Source organism: Geomonas edaphica (assembly GCF_004917075.1).
GTDB classification, from domain to species: domain Bacteria; phylum Desulfobacterota; class Desulfuromonadia; order Geobacterales; family Geobacteraceae; genus Geomonas; species Geomonas edaphica.
The window spans coordinates 54,365-73,531 of the sequence record NZ_SSYB01000003.1; the positions used below are offsets into that span (position 1 = coordinate 54,365).

At 62.8% G+C, this 19,167-nt stretch carries 18 protein-coding genes; 3 read left to right on the top strand and 15 right to left on the bottom strand.

Annotated elements, in window-relative coordinates:
• Nucleotides 1-46: 46 nt before the first annotated feature.
• The 3 genes from E8K79_RS09310 to E8K79_RS09320 are packed head-to-tail and all read right to left on the bottom strand — an operon-like array spanning nt 47 to nt 2,955.
• Nucleotides 47-991 carry a hypothetical protein gene (locus E8K79_RS09310; RefSeq protein WP_136514519.1) on the bottom strand — a complete coding sequence of 315 codons (945 nt, stop codon included), beginning with the start codon at nt 989-991 and terminating at the stop codon, nt 47-49.
• Nucleotides 992-1,013: 22 nt separating this feature from the next.
• Nucleotides 1,014-1,820, bottom strand: a complete 807-nt coding sequence (locus E8K79_RS09315; protein WP_135870799.1) for a hypothetical protein — start codon at nt 1,818-1,820, stop codon at nt 1,014-1,016.
• Nucleotides 1,798-2,955, bottom strand: a complete 1,158-nt coding sequence (locus E8K79_RS09320) for an acetoin utilization protein AcuC (protein WP_136514520.1) — start codon at nt 2,953-2,955, stop codon at nt 1,798-1,800. Before E8K79_RS09320 ends, E8K79_RS09315 begins: the two co-directional genes overlap by 23 nt.
• Before the next feature lie 238 nt (nt 2,956-3,193).
• On the opposite strand from E8K79_RS09320, the gene E8K79_RS09325 reads away from it, so the two are divergent.
• Entirely contained in the window at nt 3,194-4,414 is a 1,221-nt protein-coding gene (locus tag E8K79_RS09325; protein WP_136514521.1) for an ammonium transporter, read from the top strand.
• Nucleotides 4,415-4,551: 137 nt separating this feature from the next.
• Nucleotides 4,552-5,397, top strand: coding sequence for a response regulator (locus E8K79_RS09330; protein WP_136514522.1), 846 nt, complete (start codon nt 4,552-4,554; stop codon nt 5,395-5,397).
• A gap of 47 nt (nt 5,398-5,444) precedes the next feature.
• Here E8K79_RS09330 and E8K79_RS09335 read toward each other — a convergent pair whose 3' ends face one another.
• A complete protein-coding gene (locus E8K79_RS09335) occupies nt 5,445-6,746 on the bottom strand; it encodes an aminotransferase class III-fold pyridoxal phosphate-dependent enzyme (RefSeq protein ID WP_136514523.1) in 1,302 nt (433 codons plus the stop codon).
• A gap of 205 nt (nt 6,747-6,951) precedes the next feature.
• Between E8K79_RS09335 and E8K79_RS09340 the strand changes: the two genes are divergently transcribed.
• A complete protein-coding gene (locus E8K79_RS09340) occupies nt 6,952-7,224 on the top strand; it encodes a PilZ domain-containing protein (protein WP_135870788.1) in 273 nt (90 codons plus the stop codon).
• A 54-nt stretch (nt 7,225-7,278) separates the two neighbouring features.
• On the opposite strand, the gene hypE is transcribed toward E8K79_RS09340, so the two are convergent.
• From hypE to E8K79_RS09395, 11 genes are all read right to left on the bottom strand, one after another.
• A complete protein-coding gene (gene hypE, locus E8K79_RS09345; RefSeq protein WP_136514524.1) occupies nt 7,279-8,289 on the bottom strand; it encodes a hydrogenase expression/formation protein HypE in 1,011 nt (336 codons plus the stop codon).
• Nucleotides 8,290-8,358: 69 nt separating this feature from the next.
• Nucleotides 8,359-9,450 (bottom strand): hydrogenase formation protein HypD, encoded by a 1,092-nt coding sequence (hypD, locus tag E8K79_RS09350; protein ID WP_136514525.1) that lies wholly within the window; start codon nt 9,448-9,450, stop codon nt 8,359-8,361.
• Nucleotides 9,447-9,677: a HypC/HybG/HupF family hydrogenase formation chaperone gene (locus tag E8K79_RS09355; protein ID WP_135870782.1), complete on the bottom strand. Its 231-nt coding sequence runs from the start codon at nt 9,675-9,677 to the stop codon at nt 9,447-9,449. Before E8K79_RS09355 ends, hypD begins: the two co-directional genes overlap by 4 nt.
• 72 nt (nt 9,678-9,749) lie before the next feature.
• Nucleotides 9,750-12,026 (bottom strand): carbamoyltransferase HypF, encoded by a 2,277-nt coding sequence (hypF, locus tag E8K79_RS09360; RefSeq protein ID WP_136514526.1) that lies wholly within the window; start codon nt 12,024-12,026, stop codon nt 9,750-9,752.
• A 20-nt stretch (nt 12,027-12,046) separates the two neighbouring features.
• On the bottom strand, nt 12,047-12,898 hold the full coding sequence (hypB, locus tag E8K79_RS09365; protein ID WP_136514527.1) for a hydrogenase nickel incorporation protein HypB: 852 nt from the start codon (nt 12,896-12,898) through the stop codon (nt 12,047-12,049).
• 18 nt (nt 12,899-12,916) lie between these two features.
• On the bottom strand, nt 12,917-13,090 hold the full coding sequence (locus E8K79_RS09370; RefSeq protein ID WP_135870776.1) for a twin-arginine translocase TatA/TatE family subunit: 174 nt from the start codon (nt 13,088-13,090) through the stop codon (nt 12,917-12,919).
• Between the two features lie 37 nt (nt 13,091-13,127).
• Nucleotides 13,128-13,613 carry a HyaD/HybD family hydrogenase maturation endopeptidase gene (locus E8K79_RS09375; RefSeq protein WP_136514528.1) on the bottom strand — a complete coding sequence of 162 codons (486 nt, stop codon included), beginning with the start codon at nt 13,611-13,613 and terminating at the stop codon, nt 13,128-13,130.
• 271 nt (nt 13,614-13,884) lie between these two features.
• Nucleotides 13,885-15,564, bottom strand: a complete 1,680-nt coding sequence (locus E8K79_RS09380; RefSeq protein WP_135870772.1) for a nickel-dependent hydrogenase large subunit — start codon at nt 15,562-15,564, stop codon at nt 13,885-13,887.
• A gap of 41 nt (nt 15,565-15,605) precedes the next feature.
• Complete coding sequence (gene hybB, locus E8K79_RS09385) at nt 15,606-16,940, bottom strand: Ni/Fe-hydrogenase cytochrome b subunit (protein WP_136514529.1); 1,335 nt, start codon at nt 16,938-16,940, stop codon at nt 15,606-15,608.
• Entirely contained in the window at nt 16,940-17,866 is a 927-nt protein-coding gene (gene hybA, locus E8K79_RS09390) for a hydrogenase 2 operon protein HybA (protein ID WP_135870768.1), read from the bottom strand. Before hybA ends, hybB begins: the two co-directional genes overlap by 1 nt.
• A complete protein-coding gene (locus E8K79_RS09395; protein ID WP_135870766.1) occupies nt 17,850-18,956 on the bottom strand; it encodes a hydrogenase small subunit in 1,107 nt (368 codons plus the stop codon). Before E8K79_RS09395 ends, hybA begins: the two co-directional genes overlap by 17 nt.
• Nucleotides 18,957-19,167 lie beyond the last annotated feature (211 nt).

The window sequence follows — 19,167 nt, forward strand, 5'->3', positions numbered from 1 at the left end:
CCAGTCTGCCGCGCTGAATCCGAACATAATGCCTCCTTGGCTGTCTCTACTGTTCCAACTGTTCCAGCGCGGTCTGCGCCTCGGAGAATTCCGGGTTGATCCTGAGCGCCTGACGCAGGTAGAAGCGCGCATCCGCTGCGGCCCCCAGGTCCTTGCAGCAAAGCGCCAGGAGGTAGGGGATCTCCGCCATGGGGAACTCCAGCGCGAACCAGGCGTCCGCCATCACGTCGTTCAGGATCGCCGTCGCCTCCTGGTACCCCCCCTCTTCCCTGAGCGCCATGGCGCCCGCGATCGCCTCCATGTAATCTACGGCAGGCACACGCGGCACTTCTCCCCGGTCGATCCGCTCCAGGCGCGCTTTCAGCTCGGCCTTCGCCTTCTCCTCGACCTCCGGAAGCAGTGCGCGCCACAAGGAGGCCGCCTTGTCGTATTTCCCGAGCAGGAAGGAGACTTCCGCAAGGGTGGTCAGGCAGCGCGGCTGATCCCCGGCCAGCTCGCGGGCACGGTCCAGGTACTTTTCCGCCTTGAAAAGGGCCGCGGTGGAAAGGTGCAGCGCCGAGAAACGGCACGCCTGATCCAGAAGGGTGACGCCGATCTCCAGCGGGAAGTGGGCGTTTTCCGGCTCGAGGAGCGAGAAGATGCGCAAAAGCTTCACCCTGCGCTCAAGGTAGGGGACCTCGACGTCCTTCTCACCGAGCATCAGGATGTAGCTCGCGAGCTCGGAGACGTAATGGGGATACCCCTTCAGCATCTCAGCGTAGCGCTCGCAGTAGCGGCACCCCGGATCCTGGCGCAGGGCATGGTAGATGCCGCGTCCCACCGCGTCGTATCCGGGCACCTGCCCCTCCAGGGCGCGGTAATCCTCGTCCAGAAGCGGGATCGGCTCGGGACCGAGCGAAAACACCACCTTGCCGTCCAGGCCGCTCACCTCGCTCCCGGAGGGGGGGCGATAGTAGGTAACACCATTGATGGGGGTCATATCCCTTTCCATTAAGCGCACTCCTTTTCCCTTGTTACCGCTCCCGATGCGGGAACGTGTCCACACCGGCATGCACGCCGATGGTCTTGTAGATCCTCACGTCGTCCCACGGCTCGTCCATGATGCCGTCGTGGATCGCCCAGCTGCGCCCGAGGACGCTCTTCTCCATGCCGGGGCGCCTGAAGGGGGTGGAGCCGTCCAGCCTCCTAAACAGCACGCCCCCCGGGGCGAACCCGGCGTCGATCTCCTGCATGAGGCGCTTTCCCACCACGTAGTCGAAACCATATCCCTCGTAGCGGATCGCGTTGTCGTAGGTCAAGGGCTCGGCCACGATGAGCTGCATGCCGAGCCTGGCGACCAGGCGCTCAAGAAGGGGCAGGAACTCCCCGAACATCCTCAGGCCGCGCCGGGTCTGATTCGGGAAGAGCCCCGCCTCCATGGCCCGCACCTCCTCGGGGAGGTTGCGCCCAAGCGTCGCGAACAGGTTGTTGCGCCCCATTTCGTCCAGGTCGACGTCGTAGCGCGGCGCCGCCGGGTCGGCGATGGTGCAGTAGGAAAGCTCCATCTGGCCGTGATGCGTGTCGCACAGGTCCAGGATGAAGGCGGGATCCCGGTCGCCCGGGCTGCAGCGCGTCACAAGGCGCAGAAAGCGCAGCCCTTCCGGCGCGATCACCTCGATTTCCCCGCCTCCTTTCGCCACCATGGACAGCAGACGCTCGGGGAGCAGCGACCGGTAGATCGCCTCCTTTTCCGCGGAGGGCAACCGGTTGATGTCGTTCAGGGAGAAGAGCTGGCTTCCCCCCAGGTCCCTGAGCGGCTCATGTGAGGTGTCGTTTGCCATAGTCGCCAATGAGGACGGGGAAAACGTGTTTGCGCACGTAGGCGATGCTCTTCTCCACCGCGTCGAGCGCACGGTTGCGGTCGTCATCCTGTGCCCAGTGCATCGCGTCCAGGAGCATCCGGTGCGGGTAGCCAAGCTGCGCGATGAGCTTCACAAAGGAGGTGGGGAGCCTCGGGGAGACCTCCCGGTCGTTCATCACCCCCCAGGCGATGGTCCAGGCCCTGGCGACGTTCATCTGGTCGTACCCTCCGCCACCTACCCCGACCCAGGGGATCTCCAGGGCACGCAGCTTTCTCATGATGTAGGAGTAGGCGTGCGTGGTGACCTCGAGCCTCGTGAGCGGATCGGTCCTGAAGGTATCGGCGCCCAGTTGCGTCACCATGACGTCCGGGTTGAAAGCGGCGATGAGCGGGAAGGCGACCTCGTCGAAGGCCTTCATGAACAGCGCGTCGTCGGTGTGCGCCAGAAGCGGCAGGTTCACCGAGTACCCTTTTCCCCTCCCTTCGCCGGTCTCGTTCTCGAAGCCGGTGCCGGGAAAGAAATAGACCCCGCTTTCGTGCAGCGAGATGGTGAGCACCCGGTCGCAATCGTAAAAGGCGTTCTGGACGCCGTCGCCGTGGTGGGCGTCGAGGTCCAGGTAAACCACCCGTTTACCCCGCTCCCGCAGGTAATTGATGGCGACCACCGCGTCGTTTAAGTACGAAAAACCGGAGGCCCTTCCCTTCTGGGCGTGGTGATACCCGCCAAGGAGGTTAAAAGCGGCAGCGAAACCTTCCTCGGTCACCAGGCGCGCCGCCTCCAGCGTGCCGGAGACCCCGAGACAGGCCCAATCGTAGACCCCGGGAAAGATGGGATTCTCAACGTCGCCAAGGCCGTAGCGGAAGTCGGCCCTCGGCTCCTGGGCCTCGCTGAACTCGCGTAACCGGTCCAGGTACTCGGCGGAGTGCGCCCCAAGGAGCTCCTTTTCGTCTACCGGCCGAGGACGCACCTCGGACATCCCCGGGAGATCCAGAAGCCCGTACGCCGCCATGAGATCATGTGCCAGACGGTAGCGCTGCACCTTGAAGGGGTGCTGTTCGCCGTAGCAGAACCCGCTTAGGTCTGCGCAGGCGATGAGAGCGGTTTTGCGGGACAACAAGCCACCTCCGGCAGAAATTCTGCACAAATTTACCCGCTGGCCGTTTACAGGTCAACAGTTAATCCTGCCTATCCCTTGGGCAGCGTCGCCCATTAATTGGGCAGAGTGAGGTATCCCTTTCATTAGACGCGCGAGGCGACCAACGTAATTCCAAGCAGATATGGATTTGGCAGAGACCTTGCTACGACTCGGCGTTCTCCAACGAAGGGGGGCATTTACCAACGGAGGTAACGGAATGAACGGGATGTCGACGATGACAGGTCTTGCAAACAGCAGCGATGTGCTCTTCCTCATGTTAGGCGCGGTCATGGTCTTCGCCATGCACGCAGGCTTCGCCTTCCTCGAGGTGGGTACAGTACGCAAGAAGAACCAGGTGAACGCCTTCGTGAAGATCCTGACCGACTGGTCCGTCTCGACCGTGGTCTACTTCCTCATCGGCTTTCCCATCGCCTACGGCATCAGCTTCCTGAAGCCTGTTAAAGAACTCCTGGGCCCCAACCAGGGGTACGACATCACCCACTACTTCTTCCTGCTCTGCTTCGCCGCCTGCATCCCCGCCATCATCTCCGGCGGCATCGCCGAGCGCGCCAAGTTCTGGCCGCAGGTGATCGCCGGCGCCGTTTTCGCCGGTCTCACCTACCCCCTCTTCGAGTCCCTCATTTGGGGGCAAAACTGCTCTGCGCTGCAGGGCTTCTTCAAGTCCATCGGCGGCGCCGAGTTCCATGACTATGCAGGCTCCGTTGTGGTGCACTCCATCGGCGGCTGGCTCGCACTCCCCGCAGTCATCATCCTCGGCCCCCGCATGGGGCGCTACGTAAGGGGCAAGTCCCACCCGATCCCGATCAGCAACATCCCCTTCCTCGCCCTGGGCTCCTGGATCCTCGCCGTCGGCTGGTTCGGCTTCAACGTGATGAGCGCAGGACACCTCGAGAAGATCTCCGGCCTCGTGGCGGTGAACTCGCTGATGGCCATGGTGGGTGGCGTGCTCGCGGCCCTCATCGCAGGCAGGAACGACCCCGGTTTCGTACACAACGGCGCCCTTGCCGGACTCATCGCCGTCTGCGCCGGCTCCGACATCATGCACCCGCTCTTCGCCTTCGTAACCGGCGCCGTCGCCTCGGTCATCTTCGTCTACGGCTTCCACATCGAGCAGGAAAAGCTGAAGATCGACGACGTCTTAGGCGTTTGGCCGCTGCACGGCGTGATCGGCTCCTGGGGGGGGATCGCCGCGGGCCTCTTCGGCGGCGAGGCGCTCGGTGGCCTCGGCGGGGTGACCTTCCTCTCCCAGCTTCTCGGCTCCCTCTCCGCGATTGTCTTCGCCCTTGTGAACGGCTTCGTCATCTACGGCATCCTCAGCAAGACGGTAGGGATCCGGCTAAGCCAGGAGGAAGAATTCAACGGCGCCGACCTCTCCATCCACAGCATCGGCGCGTACCCGGAAGACCATATCCGCTAGGTATTGAGTCTCACTTCTCAGAAAGATCAGGAGGCCCGGAAACGGGCCTCCTTTTTTTTTATTTTGAAATTTCCGACGAAGTATGTATTATTTGCGATGTTAAAAGCTTCTCATTACCGTCAAAGGCGTACTCTATCATGAAGATACCCTTGGGACAGTTGCTGGTTCGATCCGGCATCATAACGGTAAAGACCCTGGAGCGGGCACTGGCGCGTCAGGCGACTTGCGGCAAGAGACTTGGAGGGGTGCTCCTTGAGATGGGGGTGCTGACCGAGGACGAGCTGCTGGACGCGCTGGGGCAGCAGTACGGCCTCGAGACGGTCCCCAGGCTCTTCACGCGACAACTCCCTGCCGAGCTACTGGCACTGGTGCCGGCGGATCTCGCCATCACGAGACCGCTTCTGCCTTTGCGGCTGGAAAACGGTGCGCTCTTTGTCGCGGTCAGCGACCCGCTCGACGGGGAGACCGTGGCGCGTCTGGAGCGGCACGGCTCCGTGAGGGTAACCCAGTTGCTTTGCCGCCCCGGCGAGCTTGCCGCCGCTGTGAAACAGCAATACCACCGTGACCAAAGGGGGGGCGACATGAAGATCCTCGTGGTCGATGACCCTGCCGCCATGAGCGATGTGGAGGGAGCGCTCCGGAGGGAAGGTTACCAGGTGTTCACGGCGCGCGACGGGGTGGAGGGGCTGAGGATCGCCTTCTCCCAGAAGCCGGACCTGATCCTGTGCGATGCCGCGACACCCAGGATGGACGGCTACGCACTCATGCGCGCCGTCAAGGCGAACCCGTCGAGCGCAGGGACGCTGATGATCCTGCTCACCTCAAAGGCCTCGCCCGAGGAGGAACACCGGGCGCTCAAGGCCGGTTTCCACGACTTCATCGGCAAGCCCATGATGACGATACGCGTGGTTTCGCGCGTGAGGCGCGCCTTCGAGATCATCGATAAAGCGCGGGAACAGCAGCCGTCGCCCTCTCCCGCCTGACCCCCCCGTTTCCAGCCCGGCGGCACCGGCACCGTCATGCACCTACCCTACATCCTCACCTTGCCGGAGAGTTCGTGCAGCGCGGCCGCGAAAATCGCCATCCCCTCGCTAAGCTCAGCGTCGGTCACTTTTAACGGCGGAATCAGGCGCACAACGTTTCGCCTCAGCCCGCACCCGATCAGGATCAGCCCCTTCCCAAGACAGTTGTTGATCATCTCCTGACAGAGACTGCCGTCAGCCGCCCCTGCCTCGTCGACGAATTCGATGCCGATCATGCATCCCATCCCCCTGACCTCGCCAATGCGCGGGTTCTGCATGGCGAGATCCTGCAGGGACGCGAGCATCCGGGTACCAGCCACCCGCGCCGCTTCCAACAGCCCCTCTTCCCTGATCACCCTAAGGGTTGCGAGGGAGGCGGCACAGGAGACGGGGTTACCACCGGAGGTAGAGCCGTGGGCTGGTGGACCCCATTGGCGCATGAGCTCCGCAGGCGCAAGCACCGCTCCCAGCGGGAACCCGGAGGCGACCGCGCCGGCCACAGTCACGATATCGGGACGCACCCCGGCATGCTCGCAGCAGAACCATCTCCCGGTCCTCCCCACCCCGGACTGCACCTCGTCGAAAATCAGGAGGATGCCGTATCGGTCGCATATCCCGCGCAGCCCTTCCAGGTAGCTCTTGGGCGCCGGGTAGTATCCCCCCTCGCCCAGAAAAGGCTCGACCAACATCGCGCAGACGTCATCCGGGGGGACCTGGTGCTGGAATAGCCTTTCTATTTCCTCGAGGCAACGGTCACCACACGCCTCGGGGTTCATGCCGCACGAACATATAAGGCAGGCGGGGTAGCTGACGTGGTACACCGAGGGGAGCAGCGGTTGGTAACGGCTGCCGCATGCCGAAAAACTGCTGGTGAGGGAAAGAGTACCCAGGGTGCGTCCATGAAAGCCGCCGGTGCATGCGATGATGGACTGGCGGCCACTGGTGTAGCGCGCAAGCTTGATGGCATCCTCCACCGCCTCGGCCCCCGAATTGCCGAAGAAGAGCATGTCCAGCCCATCGGGCGCGATGGAGAGCAGTTCCTCGGCGGCAGCCACGGTCGCCTCGCTGTAGTAGATGCGGCCAGCGTGGACATGACTCTTCAGTTGCTGCTGCACCGCCTCCATCACCCGGGGATGGTTGTGCCCAAGGTTGAGGGCGGCGAGTCCGGATGTGAAGTCGAGGAAGCGCCGTCCATCCCGGGAGGTGACCACGGTCCCCCTCCCATTCCCGATCGTGATCGGGTAGCAGGGGTGCGCCGGCGGCGCGATGACAGCCTGTGCCCTTTGAATCAGTCTTTCGTCCTCGTCCATGGCGCACCCCCTCATCAATCAGTTAGGTTTTACACATGAACAAAGGATGGTACCACCGGCACGAATGCCTGCAAGGATGGGGATCAAGAGGAGCTTTGGAGAAGTTTTTCGCCGGTTCTTGCAAACAAAATGGATTAGATTACACTAATGCCTGTTTTGCAAAAAAGCCGGTCAAAAAACCAGGGCAGGACACAAAGGAGGGGCGATGTACAAGGAAAAGAGGAACTTCGCCAGACTGGCATTACACGCGAAAGCCAACATCCACCAAGGGGAGCGGACCATCGAGGGGGAAGTCGAGAACCTGAGCATGAAAGGGGTTTTCGTGACGGCCGCGCGGCGGCTGGAGCTCAACGACACCGTCGCCGTCACCATTTACCACACCCTCACGCCGCAGGTGCTCTGCGACCTGAAGGCCAAGGTGGTGCGTGTCACCGACCACGGCATGGGGCTGCAGTTTGAGAAGACCCTTCTCGACTGAGAAGGGTCCCTCAGTACCCACCTGAAACGGGGAACAGCCCGGGGCAACCGGGCCTTAGCAGATGCGCGGCAGCTGCTCGCCCGCGAGCATCTCCACTCCCCTCATTCCACCAACGAGGGTTTCCATCTGCACCTTACCTGCCGAGGTTTCGGTGACCTCGCCGATGACGGCAGCATCCCTTCCAAGCGGATGACGGCGCATGATTTCCAGCGCCTCATCCGCCCTCTCCGGCGCGACCAGCGCAAGAAGTTTACCTTCGTTGGCAACGTACAGCGGATCGAGCCCCAGGATGGCGCAGACCCCCTTCACGCCGGGGTTGATGGGTAGGCTCTCCTCGTTCAGGGTAACGGTGACGCCCGACTGCAGGGCGATCTCCTTGAGCGTCGTGGCGACACCGCCGCGAGTGGGGTCGCGCAGCACGTGCAGTGCGGGGCCGAGCGTCAGCAGGCCGGTGACCAGGCCGTTCAGCGGAGCGGAGTCGCTCTTTATGCCGCTGTCGATCTCGAGGCCCTCGCGGGCCGAGAGGACCGCGATGCCGTGATCACCGATGCAGCCGTTGACGATGATCTTGTCGCCGACACGCGCCGAGGCGCCGTCGATCTGCAGGTTATGCTCGAGTGCGCCGATCCCCGAGGTGTTGATGAAGATGCGGTCTCCCTTACCTTTGGGGACCACCTTGGTGTCGCCGGTGACGATGGCGACGCCGGCTGCGTCGGCGGCCTGCCGCATCGAGGTGAGGATACGGGAGAGTTCCTCCTTGGAGAATCCTTCCTCGAGGATGAAGCCGACCGAGAGGCACAACGGGCGGGCGCCCATCATGGCGAGGTCGTTCACCGTGCCGTTGATGGCGAGGTCGCCGATGTTCCCGCCCGGGAAGAAGATGGGGTCGACCACGTAGGAGTCAGTGCTGAAGGCCAGCTTGACGCCGCCGATGTTGAGCAGGGCCGCGTCGTTTTGGCCCTTGACCGGGACGCTGGAAAGCTGCGGTATGATCAGGTCGTCCAGAAGCTGGTGTGAAAGCCTCCCGCCACTGCCGTGGCCAAGGAGGATGAGATCGTTGTTCAAAGCGGTTCTCCTTTTCTGTCGGACCGGTCGAACTAGTCGGACTGGTCTGACGTCGGACGGTTTGTTTGCCTAGCGCCCGTACTTGTAGGCGGCGGCGCAGGTTCCTTCGGAGGAAACCATGCAGGCGCCGACCGGGGACTCGGGGGTGCATTTGCCGCCGAAGAGCGGACAGTCGAAGGGTGACACCTTCCCCTTCAGGATCTCGCCGCACAGACACCCCTTGTGCTCCTTGAGCTCCTCTACCTGCACCGGTATGGCCAGTTCGGCGTCGAAGTCGGCGTATTTATCCGCGATCCTAAGCCCGCTCCCGGGGAGCACGCCGATGCCGCGCCACGGTGCGTCGAATGGGGTGAAGACGTCGGCAAGCATCGCCTGGGCCTTGGCGTTTCCTTCCCAGCGCACCACGCGCGAATACTGGATCTCCACCTTGCTCTCGCCCGCGATCGCCTGGCGCACCAGCATCTCCACTCCCTGCAGCACGTCCGTCGGCTCGAAGCCGGTCACCACGCACGGGACCTTGTACTCTTCGCACAGGAATCGGTAGGCATCGGCGCCGATGATCGCGCTCACGTGGGCCGGACAGATGTAGCCGTCCACCTGGAGCTCCGGGTCAGCGGAGAGGATCGCCATCGGCTGCGGCATGGTCTTGTGCGAGGCGAGCACGAAGTAGTTGGAAAGCCCCTGCGCCTTTGCCGCCAGGATGCTGCCGGCGATGGTGGGCGCCGTGGTCTCGAAACCTACCCCGAGGAACACCACGCGCTTGTCGGGGTTCTTCGCGGCAAGCTGCACGGCGTCGAGCGGCGAGTAAACCACCCTGATATCTGCCCCCTTGGCGCGCTCCTCCATGAGCGAGGAGCTGGAGCCGGGGACCCGCAGCATGTCACCGAAAGATGCGATGATCACGTCCGGAAGGCGGCAAAGGGCGATGGCGCGGTCGAGGTAGCTGTTGGGGGTAACGCAGACCGGGCATCCCGGGCCGGAGATCAGCCGCACCTCGGGGGGGAGCAGGCTTCTCAGGCCGAACTGGTAGATGGCGTTGGTGTGCGTACCGCAGACTTCCATGAAGACGAGCGGTTCGGTCCGCCCACGGGTCAGGTCGGCGATGCGCTTAGCGAGCCCCTGGACCAGTTCCTTGTCGCGAAAAACGTCCGAATAGTTCATCCCATCAACTCCGGCGAATAGACTTCACGCATCAATTCGAGCGTCGCCCTGGCCTCTTCCTCGTCGAGCTTGGAGATGGCGAAACCGGCGTGAACGATGACGAAATCGCCGACCTTCACCTCCTGGTCCAGCATCATGAGGCTCGCCTCGCGCTTCACTCCGTCCACTTCGGTCATGGCAAAATCACCATCAACGCTGACCACCTGCATCGGTACACCTACACACATCTTCAGACTCCTTTGAGATAAATCGCCATGTCTGTTTCACACGTCCCCTCCCCCCTCCGGGGGGAGGAGAAATTAAAGTCCCTTGGTGAAGGCCCGCCCGGCAATCACCGCCTGTCCCAGGGCGAGGCCGCCGTCGTTCGGGGGCACGAGCCGGTGGCAGTAGACCTGGAACCCTTCCGCCGCTAGCTCTCCCGCCACGTCCTCGGTCAAAAGCCGGTTCTGGAACACCCCCCCCGACAGGACCACGCGCTCCTCTCCATGCTCGGACCGGATGCGGCGGCACACCTCTACGATGCCGGCGGCCACGGTCCGGTGGAAGGCGCGCGCGATATCGGCGCGGCTTTTTTCGGCGGCGAGATCGGCGCAGATCGCGGCGATGGCGGGGCCGAACTCGAGGACGTGACTCCCCTCCCCCGCCACGAGATACGGATACGCCTCGTCTGCGGCGCCCGTTTCGGCCAGCGCCTCCAGTTCGATGGCGGCCTGCCCCTCGTAGCTGATCCGGTGCCGGACGGAAAGAAGCGCGGAAACGGCATCGAAGAGCCTTCCGCAGCTCGAGGTGAGCGGCGCGTTGATCCCCTTCTCCAGCATCTTCAAGAAAAGAGGACAGTCCCCCTCCTGCACCTCTCCGCAGACCGCGAGCGGCTGAAGGAACAGCTCTGCACCGTGCAGGCGGTACAACGCGGCTAGCGCCATGCGGAACGGCTCGCGCACCGCGGCGTCGCCGCCGGGCATGCGCATGAGGCCGAAGTGCCCGCGCCGCTCAAAGCCTGCATACCCTCCCACCAGGAACTCCCCCCCCCAGATGGTGCCGTCGCTGCCGTAGCCGGTGCCGTCGAGGATCACCCCGATCGCCTCGCCGTCGAGACCGTTCTCGGCCATGCACGAGGCCATGTGGGCGTGATGGTGCTGCACCGCGACGCAGGGGAGTCCTAGCCCCTGGCCGTAAACCGTGGAGAGGTAATCCGGGTGCAGGTCGTGCGCCACAACCTCCGGCGTGATCTCCAAAAGCCGCCCGAGGTGCGCGGCGCTCTCCTCCAGCGAGGTGAGGGTCGCCGCGTTCTTCAGGTCGCCGATGTGCTGGCTCATGAAGCCTTGGCCGCCACGGGTAAGGCACAGGGTCGCCTTCAGTTCCGCCCCCACCGCCAGCACGCGCGCCTGCTCGCCCGGAAGCGCCACGGCACGCGGCACGTAGCCACGCGAGCGTCTCAGAAAGAGCGGCTCCCCCCGGTAGAGACGGATGACGGAGTCGTCGGTCCGGGTGTGGATATCGCGGTCATGGGTAAGGAAGAAGTCCGCGATGCCCGAGAGCATGCGAAGCGCCTCGTCGTCACGGTAGGCGATCGGTTCGTCGGAGAGGTTCCCGCTGGTCATCACCAGGGGGCCGTCGACGCCGCGTGCCAGAAGGTGCTGCAGCGGGTTTCCCGGAAGCATGAAACCGAACCAGCCGTTCCCCGGCGCCACCAGGGGGCTGATCGGGCTCTCAGGCCGCCTGCGCATTAAGACGATGGGACTCTCGACACCCGAAAGGAGCCGTCCCTCGAGCTCCGAGCAGTGGACGTGGCGGCGCACCGCGTCGAGGTCGGAGGCGAGCATGGCAAAGGGCTTTTCGTCCCGCTTCTTGCGCCGCCGCAACATCGTCACCGCCTCCTCGTTCGAGGCGTCGGCCGCGAGATGATACCCCCCCACCCCCTTCACCGCGACGATGCGCCCGGCCTTCAAGGCGGCGAGCGCATGCTGCAGCGGGTTCCCGGTTACGGGAGCACCCTCGGCATCGAAGAGCGAGAGTCTCGGCCCGCACACCGGGCAGGCGTTGGGCTGGGCGTGGAAGCGGCGGTTCAGGGGATCGTGGTACTCGGCCAGGCAGTCGTCGCACATGGGGAAGCCGGCCATGGTGGTGGCGGGACGATCGTAGGGGATGCCGGTGATGATGGAATAGCGCGGGCCGCAGTTGGTGCAGTTGATGAACGGGTAGAGGTGGCGCCGGTTGTCCGGATCGAAGAGTTCTTTCAGGCAGTCTTCACAGACGTCGCAGTCCGGGGAGACCTCGCCGCCGTGCCCTTTTCTCGCACTGTCGAGGATGACAAAACCCTCTTCGCCCACCGCGTCGAGATGGGTCAGGTGAAGCGCAGTAACCACCGCCAGGGGCGGCGCCTCCTCACGCAGGGCGCGGCTGAAGGCGGCAAGCGCTTCCGCCTCCCCCTCCGCCTCGATCTGCACCCCCTGGCCGGTGTTGCGCACCCAGCCGGAGAGCCCCAGACGCAGGGCGAGCCGGTACACGAAGGGGCGGAAACCCACCCCCTGCACGATTCCGTCGATCTCGAGACTTGCGCGCTGCCGTGTGGTCATCGGTTACCGTCGATCGTGCCCTAGCCGCGGGCCTTTTCCATCCCTTCCTTGAGCCAGGCGTACCACTGGTCCATCCCCTCGCCGGTCCTGCTGGAGACCTCGAAGATCCTGATGCCCGGGGAGACGCGGCGCGCCATCTCCTTGCACTTCTCTACGTCGAAATCGAGATGGGGAAGGAGGTCGACCTTGTTGAGGAGCATGATGTCGGCGGCATGGAACATCTGCGGGTACTTGAGCGGCTTGTCCTCCCCCTCGGTGACGCTCAGCACCACCACCTTGTGGTGTTCGCCGAGATCAAAGGAGGCGGGGCAGACCAGGTTCCCCACGTTCTCGATGAGAAGGAGGTCCAGGTTGTCCATGTCGAAGTGTTCTACGGCGTGCAGCACCATGTGGGCGTCCAGATGGCACCCGGCGCCGGTGTTCACCTGTTTCACGGGGACGCCGGTGGCGGCGATGCGCACCGCGTCGTTGTCGGTCTGCTGGTCGCCTTCGACCACGGCGCAACGGCATGAGCCGGCGAGATCCTTGAGGCTTCGCTCGAGGATGGTCGTCTTCCCGGATCCCGGCGACGAGACGAGGTTCAGCACGAAGAGCCCCTTCGCGCGGAAAAGCTCGCGGTTGCCCGCTGCCATACGGTTGTTCTTGGCCAGGATGTCCGTCTCGATCACCACCTTCTTGGCAGGCTTCTCGGCAGCCTTCTCGTGGTGGTGATGGTGCTTATGCCCATGGTGATGATCGTGGCCGTGATCATGATCGTGGTTATGGCCGTGATCGTGATCATGTTGATGATCGTGATCGTGTTGATGATCGTGATCGTGGTCGTGATCGTGATCGTGCTTATGGGTCGGGCCGCAGCCGCAGTCTACGCACATGTCGCTTGAACCTCCGGGCTAGACTTCTTTCTTCTCTTCGATCTTCACGGCGTCGTCGCTGTTAAGCGCCTTCTTGAACCCCCTGATGCTACTCCCAAGGGCCTGGCCGAACTGCGGCAGCTTGCTGGGACCTGCAACCACCAGCAGGATGACCGCCACGATGCACAACTCAGGTAAACCGAATCCGAACATGTCTTCTCCTTTTATCCGCTGACCGCTCCGTGCGCGATCAGGCTTCCTTACGTTTCAGCTCGATACCGACCTTGTCGAGTTCCTCGACCACCATTGCCGCCACCTTCTCGAGCCCTGCCTGCAGCGGCGGGGAGAGCTGGTCCCCGGGATCGAGCGTCTTTGCCACGATACCGAAGAAGGTGAGGTCAGGCTTCGGTGCGTCGCGCATCTCGGAGATCAGGAGCATTTCCTGGAGCCCGATCTGGTGCGGCGACATCTTCACCGGGATGTTCTTCAACATGATGTCTTCACGTTCGTAGCGGAAGATGTCGCCCGGCTCTCCCTTCGCCTGCACCACGTCCACCAGGATGACGCGATCGGCCTCTTCGAACTTGAAGTGGACCATGATGCCGAGGGTCCCGCCGTCGTACAGCTCGACGTTCTCGGGGACGTGGTAGTGCTTTTCCAGATGACGTACGAAATGGACGCCGAATCCCTCGTCGGAAAGGATCAGGTTGCCGGCGCCATAGATGAGGACCTGCATGTAACCTCCAAAAAAGAAAGGGGCCGGGGGAAAATCAGGGCTAGGAAGCAGGATCGGGGGCTAGCAAAACAAGGCTATAAATTAAACGACTACCGGCGGCGGCACAAGCTTTTTTCACCCGTGTTCGCCCCCAAAGCCCGAATTGTTGCGACACCCAAACCTCACTTACCAAAACCGCTGTTTTCCTGTACCGGCCCCTGATTCGGGGAGCGGGACCGGGAGTGAGCCGCCGTATTCCAGCCGCTGCCCCCAGCCCCTTGACCTTCTCTTTTTACAGCACCTTGACCTTGGTGATCTCGGCCCCTTCCGGGTCCACGGTGTGGACGGCGCAGGCGATGCACGGGTCGAAGGAGTGAATTGTACGCAGCACCTCGAGCGGCTTGCTCGGATCCGCGATCGGGTTCCCCATGAGGGACGCCTCGTAGGGGCCCATTTCGCCCTTCTCGTTTCTCGGCGCCGCGTTCCAGGTGGAGGGAACGACGGCCTGGTAGTTCTCGATCTTCTTGTCCTTGATCACGATCCAGTGCGACAGGGTGCCGCGCGGCGCCTCGTGGAAGCCGACGCCCCTGTACTCCCCTTTCGGGATCACGGTATGGTTCGCGTAGGTCTGGTCGCCGGAGCCGATGTTGGCGATCAGCTTGTCCAGGTTCTCAAGCGCCAGGTCCGCCATGACGTGGGCGCGCGCGCCGCGGCAGTAGAGACGGCCCATGGTGGAGTGGATGTCCTTCATGGAGATGCCGAGGGTGGAGACCGCGCCGTCGACGAGCTTTTTCACCTTCGGGTTGCCTGCGGCGTATGCCGCCATGATCTGGGCCGGCGGGCCGACCTGGACCGGCTTGCCGTCGAGGGTCGGCGCCTTGCACCAGGAGTACTTGCCGTTTTCCTTGAAGTCGGTGTAGTCCGGCTTGGTCTCGCCGTCCCACGGGTGCAGCGTGCCGTTACCTTCGTACCAGGCGTGGGTGACGTTCTCCTTGATGTTCTTGATCAGGTAGTCGTCGCGGTGATCCTTCACCATCCTCATGCCAGCGATGTTGCCCGCCATGACGATACCACCCGGCAGCTGGAACTTGGTGTTCTTGGTGTCTTCCGGGAATTCCGGCACCGCCATGTAGTTGGTGACGCCCGCGCCGTATTTGAACCAGTCCTTGTAGGCGCCCGCGATGGCGAGGAGGTCCGGATAGTACACCTTCTGCACGAAGTCGCGGGTCTCTTCCATGAGGGTCTTCAGGTAGATGAGACGCTCCACGTTGAGGGTCGCGATGTTTTCGGTGTTGATGGCGGTGGCAACGCCGCCCACGACCAGGTTCTGGATGTGAGGGTTCTTGCCGCCGAGGATCGCCGTCGCCTGGGAAGCCTTCCTCTGGTAATCGAGGGCCTTCAGGTAGTGGGCGACCGCCATCAGGTTGACCTCCGGGGAGAGCTTCATCGCCGGGTGACCCCAGTAGCCGGTGGCGAAGATGCCGAGCTTGCCGCCGGCGACAAACGCCTTCAGCTTGTCCTGTACCGCCTTGAACTCCTTCTCGGAGTTGCCCGGCCAGTCGGAGATGCTCTGCGCGATCGCCGCGGTCTTCTTGGGATCGGCCTTCAGCGCCGAGACGATGTCGACCCAGTCGAGCGCCGAGAGGTGGTAGAAGTGGACGATGTGGTCCTGCACCGAGTGCTGAGCGATCATGATGTTACGGATGTACTGGGCGTTCAGCGGCACCTCGACGTCGAGGGCATGCTCTACGGCACGGATCGAGGAGATGGCGTGCACCGTGGTGCAGACGCCGCAGAAACGCTGCACGTAGCTCCAGGCGTCCTCCGGGGCGCGCCCCTTGAGGATGACCTCGATGCCGCGCCACATCTGGGCGGAGGACCAGGCGTTGGTTACCTTGCCGCCGTTTGCTTCGACATCGATCCTCAGATGTCCTTCGATTCGGGTGATGGGATCAAGCGTGATTCTAGACATTTATTCCTCCAAAAGGCTAATTGCTTAATTAAATCGTTGGATTAGTGAGCCGCGGCCTCGGACTGCGGGAGCGGCTTGGACTGCTCGCCCTTGTGCTTCTTCGCGTGCCCCTTCTTCTTGTGCGCGCCGTGCAGATCCATGTTCGGCAGGACCGGGAACAGGGCGACGAACACCTTGTAGCCGAGGATCTCCAGGGCGACGATGCCGACCGTTATCATGATCTCGGCGAAGGAGGGGAAGTACTTCCAGCCCTGGCCCGGGTTGAAGCCGATGAGATAAACGTTGAAGCGGTAGAGGGCACCCCCGAGGACGATCATGGAAGCGGAGATGAAGAGCCAGCGTGCCGACCTTCTGCATTTTTTCACGAAGAGGATAAGCGAACCGCCGGCGACCAGCACGAACTCGGTCATGAACCAGCCGGAGTAGAAGTCCCCCTTCAGCGCCGCGGCGATCTGGTTTCTGTGTGCGAGGTCGCCGATCACGACGCTCAGCCAGATCACAGTCACGAACGGGATCAGGCTGGCGAGGCCCGAGAGCTCCTCGATCTCGAAGGGACGCTTGAAGGAGTAGCTCGAGATGATCGACTCGAGGATGGCGATGGAGTAGCCGATGAAGATGCAGTTCAAGAGGAACAGAAGCGGCAAAAAGCCCGTGTGCCAGAGCGGATGCAGCTTGGTCGAGGCGATGAGGAGGAGGCTCCCCAGCGAGGACTGGTGCATGGTCGGCAGTGTGATCCCCAGGACGATGAAGAAGATGAGGACCTTGTTCAGGCGCGGCTTGAGCCAGAGCGCGCCGAGGCGCACCATCTCGAGCTTGTCCTCCATGGTCTTCTTGTCCGGCGCGAAACGCGGGTGGAGCCAGTTGCGGATCGCGTTCATACGGTCCCACTTGCTCTGCTCGATCGAGGTGAGGATCGCCGGGAGGAACTCGAGGATGAGCACCGTCGAGTAGGCCATGACGCAGAGGGCGACCTCGAACATGGCGGAGTTCGCCTGCCACTTGCTCGGGATGAAGAAGTTGTACGCGTTCCAGGGGCGGCCGAGGTCAACCATGACCGAGAAGCCGGCCAGGCCGTAGCCGAACATGGAGGTGAGGATCGCGGAGCGGATCATCGGGTGGTACTGCATCCTGTTACGGATGTAGACGAGGATCGCGACCGCGTAGCCGCCACAGGCGATTGCGGTGCCGGTGGCTACGTCGTAGGTGATCCAGATGCCCCAAGGGTAGCCGTCGCTCATGTTGGAGACGGCGCCGATCCCTTTTACGTAGCGCACGCCGACGAAGTAGAAGCCTAAGAGCACCACGGAAAGGAGGATGAAGAAGGATTTGGTAAAGATCTTACCTTCCAGCTTTTGATATTCTTCGCTGTGACCCATTACTTGTCCCCCTTCTTGTGATCGTCGTCGTGGCTTTCGTGCTTCTTCATGTTCTTAACCGCGATGAAGCAAAGGGTGCTGTAAAGCGCCACCGGGGCGATGAACCCCTTGTAGATGGTGTGCTGGATCTTCTCGGAGAACTCGGCCGGTGCCTCCGGCTTGATCTCGGGGAGACCTAGCTTGTTGAACGGCATGGACGCGAGGTAGAGGTGGTTGGTCCCCCCCCCCTCGTGCTCGCCGTAGACGTGCTGCACGTACTTGTCCGGCGCGTCCTTCAGGCGCTGATGCGCCTCGTCGAGGAGATCCTTTCTCTTGCCGAACTTGATGGCGCCAGCCGGGCAGACCTCGGCGCAGGCGGAGATCCCCTTCTCGCGCAGGTTGGTCGACTTGCAAAGGTCGCACTTGACGATCTGCGGCACCGCCTTTTCCCACTGGAACTTCGGGATGTTGTACGGGCAGGCGATCTGGCAGTAGCGGCAGCCGATGCAGGTGTTCTTGTTGTAGTCGACGATGCCGGAGACCTTCTCCTTGGTCATGGCCGAAACCGGGCAGACCGAAACGCAGGAAGGCTTCTGGCAGTGCATGCAGGAGTACTTCACGTAGCTCCAGCGCTGCTCGCTCTCCTTGAAGAGCTTGATGAGGGTACGGGTGGAGCCGGAGAGGTCGCTCGGCGCATCCCACAGGCCGTCCTCGTCGAACTTCGCCTTCTCGTAGGAGAGTGAGCCGTAGTCGTGGTTCACCCTCTTGCAGGCGGACATGCACGCCTTGCAGCCGACGCACTTGGTGGCGTCGTAGAGCATGCCGAGCTCCTCGTTGTTCACCTGGAGCCCCTCGTTGGCAAGTGCGTTACCCGCGCCGCAGGCCAGAAGACCCGCGCCGGTGGCACCGGCCAACTTGAGGAAATCGCGTCTACTCGTCTTTTTCATGGCCACCCTCCTGCGCATCCCCCGGAAGCTTCTTGGCGAGCATCGCGCCGGCGCCAAGAGCCGCACCGGCGGCAAGGCCGACGAAGCCGGTGGTCAGCGGATCCGGCCCTTTGCCTTTCTCTTTCAGATCAACCGGAGCGTAGCTGTCGAACGGGGTCGGCTCGTGGATCTGAACCTTCTCGGCGATCGCCGTCTTGAAGAGAAGATCCGGCTCGGTGCAGCCGATGCAGGGGTGACCGATGGATACCGGCCAGACGCCGACGTCGTTGAAGCGCTGGACAGAGCAGTTGGCGTAGGTCGCCGGCCCCTTGCAGCCGAGTTTGTAGAGGCAGTACCCCTGGGCGTGGGTCGGGTCGCCGTAGGCCTTCGCGAAGCGGCCGGCGTCGAAGTGCGGACGCCTCTCGCAGTGCTCGTGGATCCTCCTGCCGTAGGCGAACTTCGGACGCCCCAGGGCGTCGAGCTCGGGGAGCTTCTTGAAGGTGAGGTAGTAAAGGACGGTGGAAAGGAAGTTGTACGGGCTCGGCGGGCAGCCGGGGATGTTGATGATCGGCTTGTCCTTGATGATGTCCCTAACGCCGACCGCACCGGTCGGGTTCGGGGAGGCAGCCTGGATGCCGCCGTAGGAGGCACAGGTACCGATGGAGATGATCGCGGCGGCGCCTTCGGCCGCGTGCTGCAGCGACTCTAGTGCTGTCTTGCCGGAGACCTTGCAGAAAATGCCGTTCTGCTTGGTCGGGATGGCCCCCTCGACGACGAGGATGTACTTGCCGTGGTTGGCCTTCATGGAGTCATGCAGGGCCTGCTCGGCCTGGTGACCGGCGCCGACCATGAGCGTCTCGTGGTAGTCCAGCGAGATCATGTCCAGAATCAGCGACGCGATGGTCGGGTGGGAGGAGCGCAAAAGCGACTCCGAGCAGCCGGTGCACTCCTGGAAGTGCAGCCAGATCACCGCAGGGTTGCCGTTTTTCTCAACGGCCTCGGCCACCTGCGTATGCATGGCGAAGGGGAGCCCCATCATCGCCGTTGCGGTGACACAGGCCTTCATGAAGTCCCTGCGGGTTACCCCATCGCAAAACATCTCTTCTTTCATAACAACCCTCCTCGAGATAAATCGAACCGGCACGTATACGGCAACACCCGTGCCAATCCGGTAAACATTTTTCGCGAGGAGAAGCTTCCGAAATCATTGAACAAAAAAAAGGGCGCCCGCGATACCCTCTCGCGCGGCGCCTCCTTTTGCTTCATTTTGTTGCGTACTTCTGTCCCGACTTTGTATCATTTTGACCCAAAACCAGTCAGAA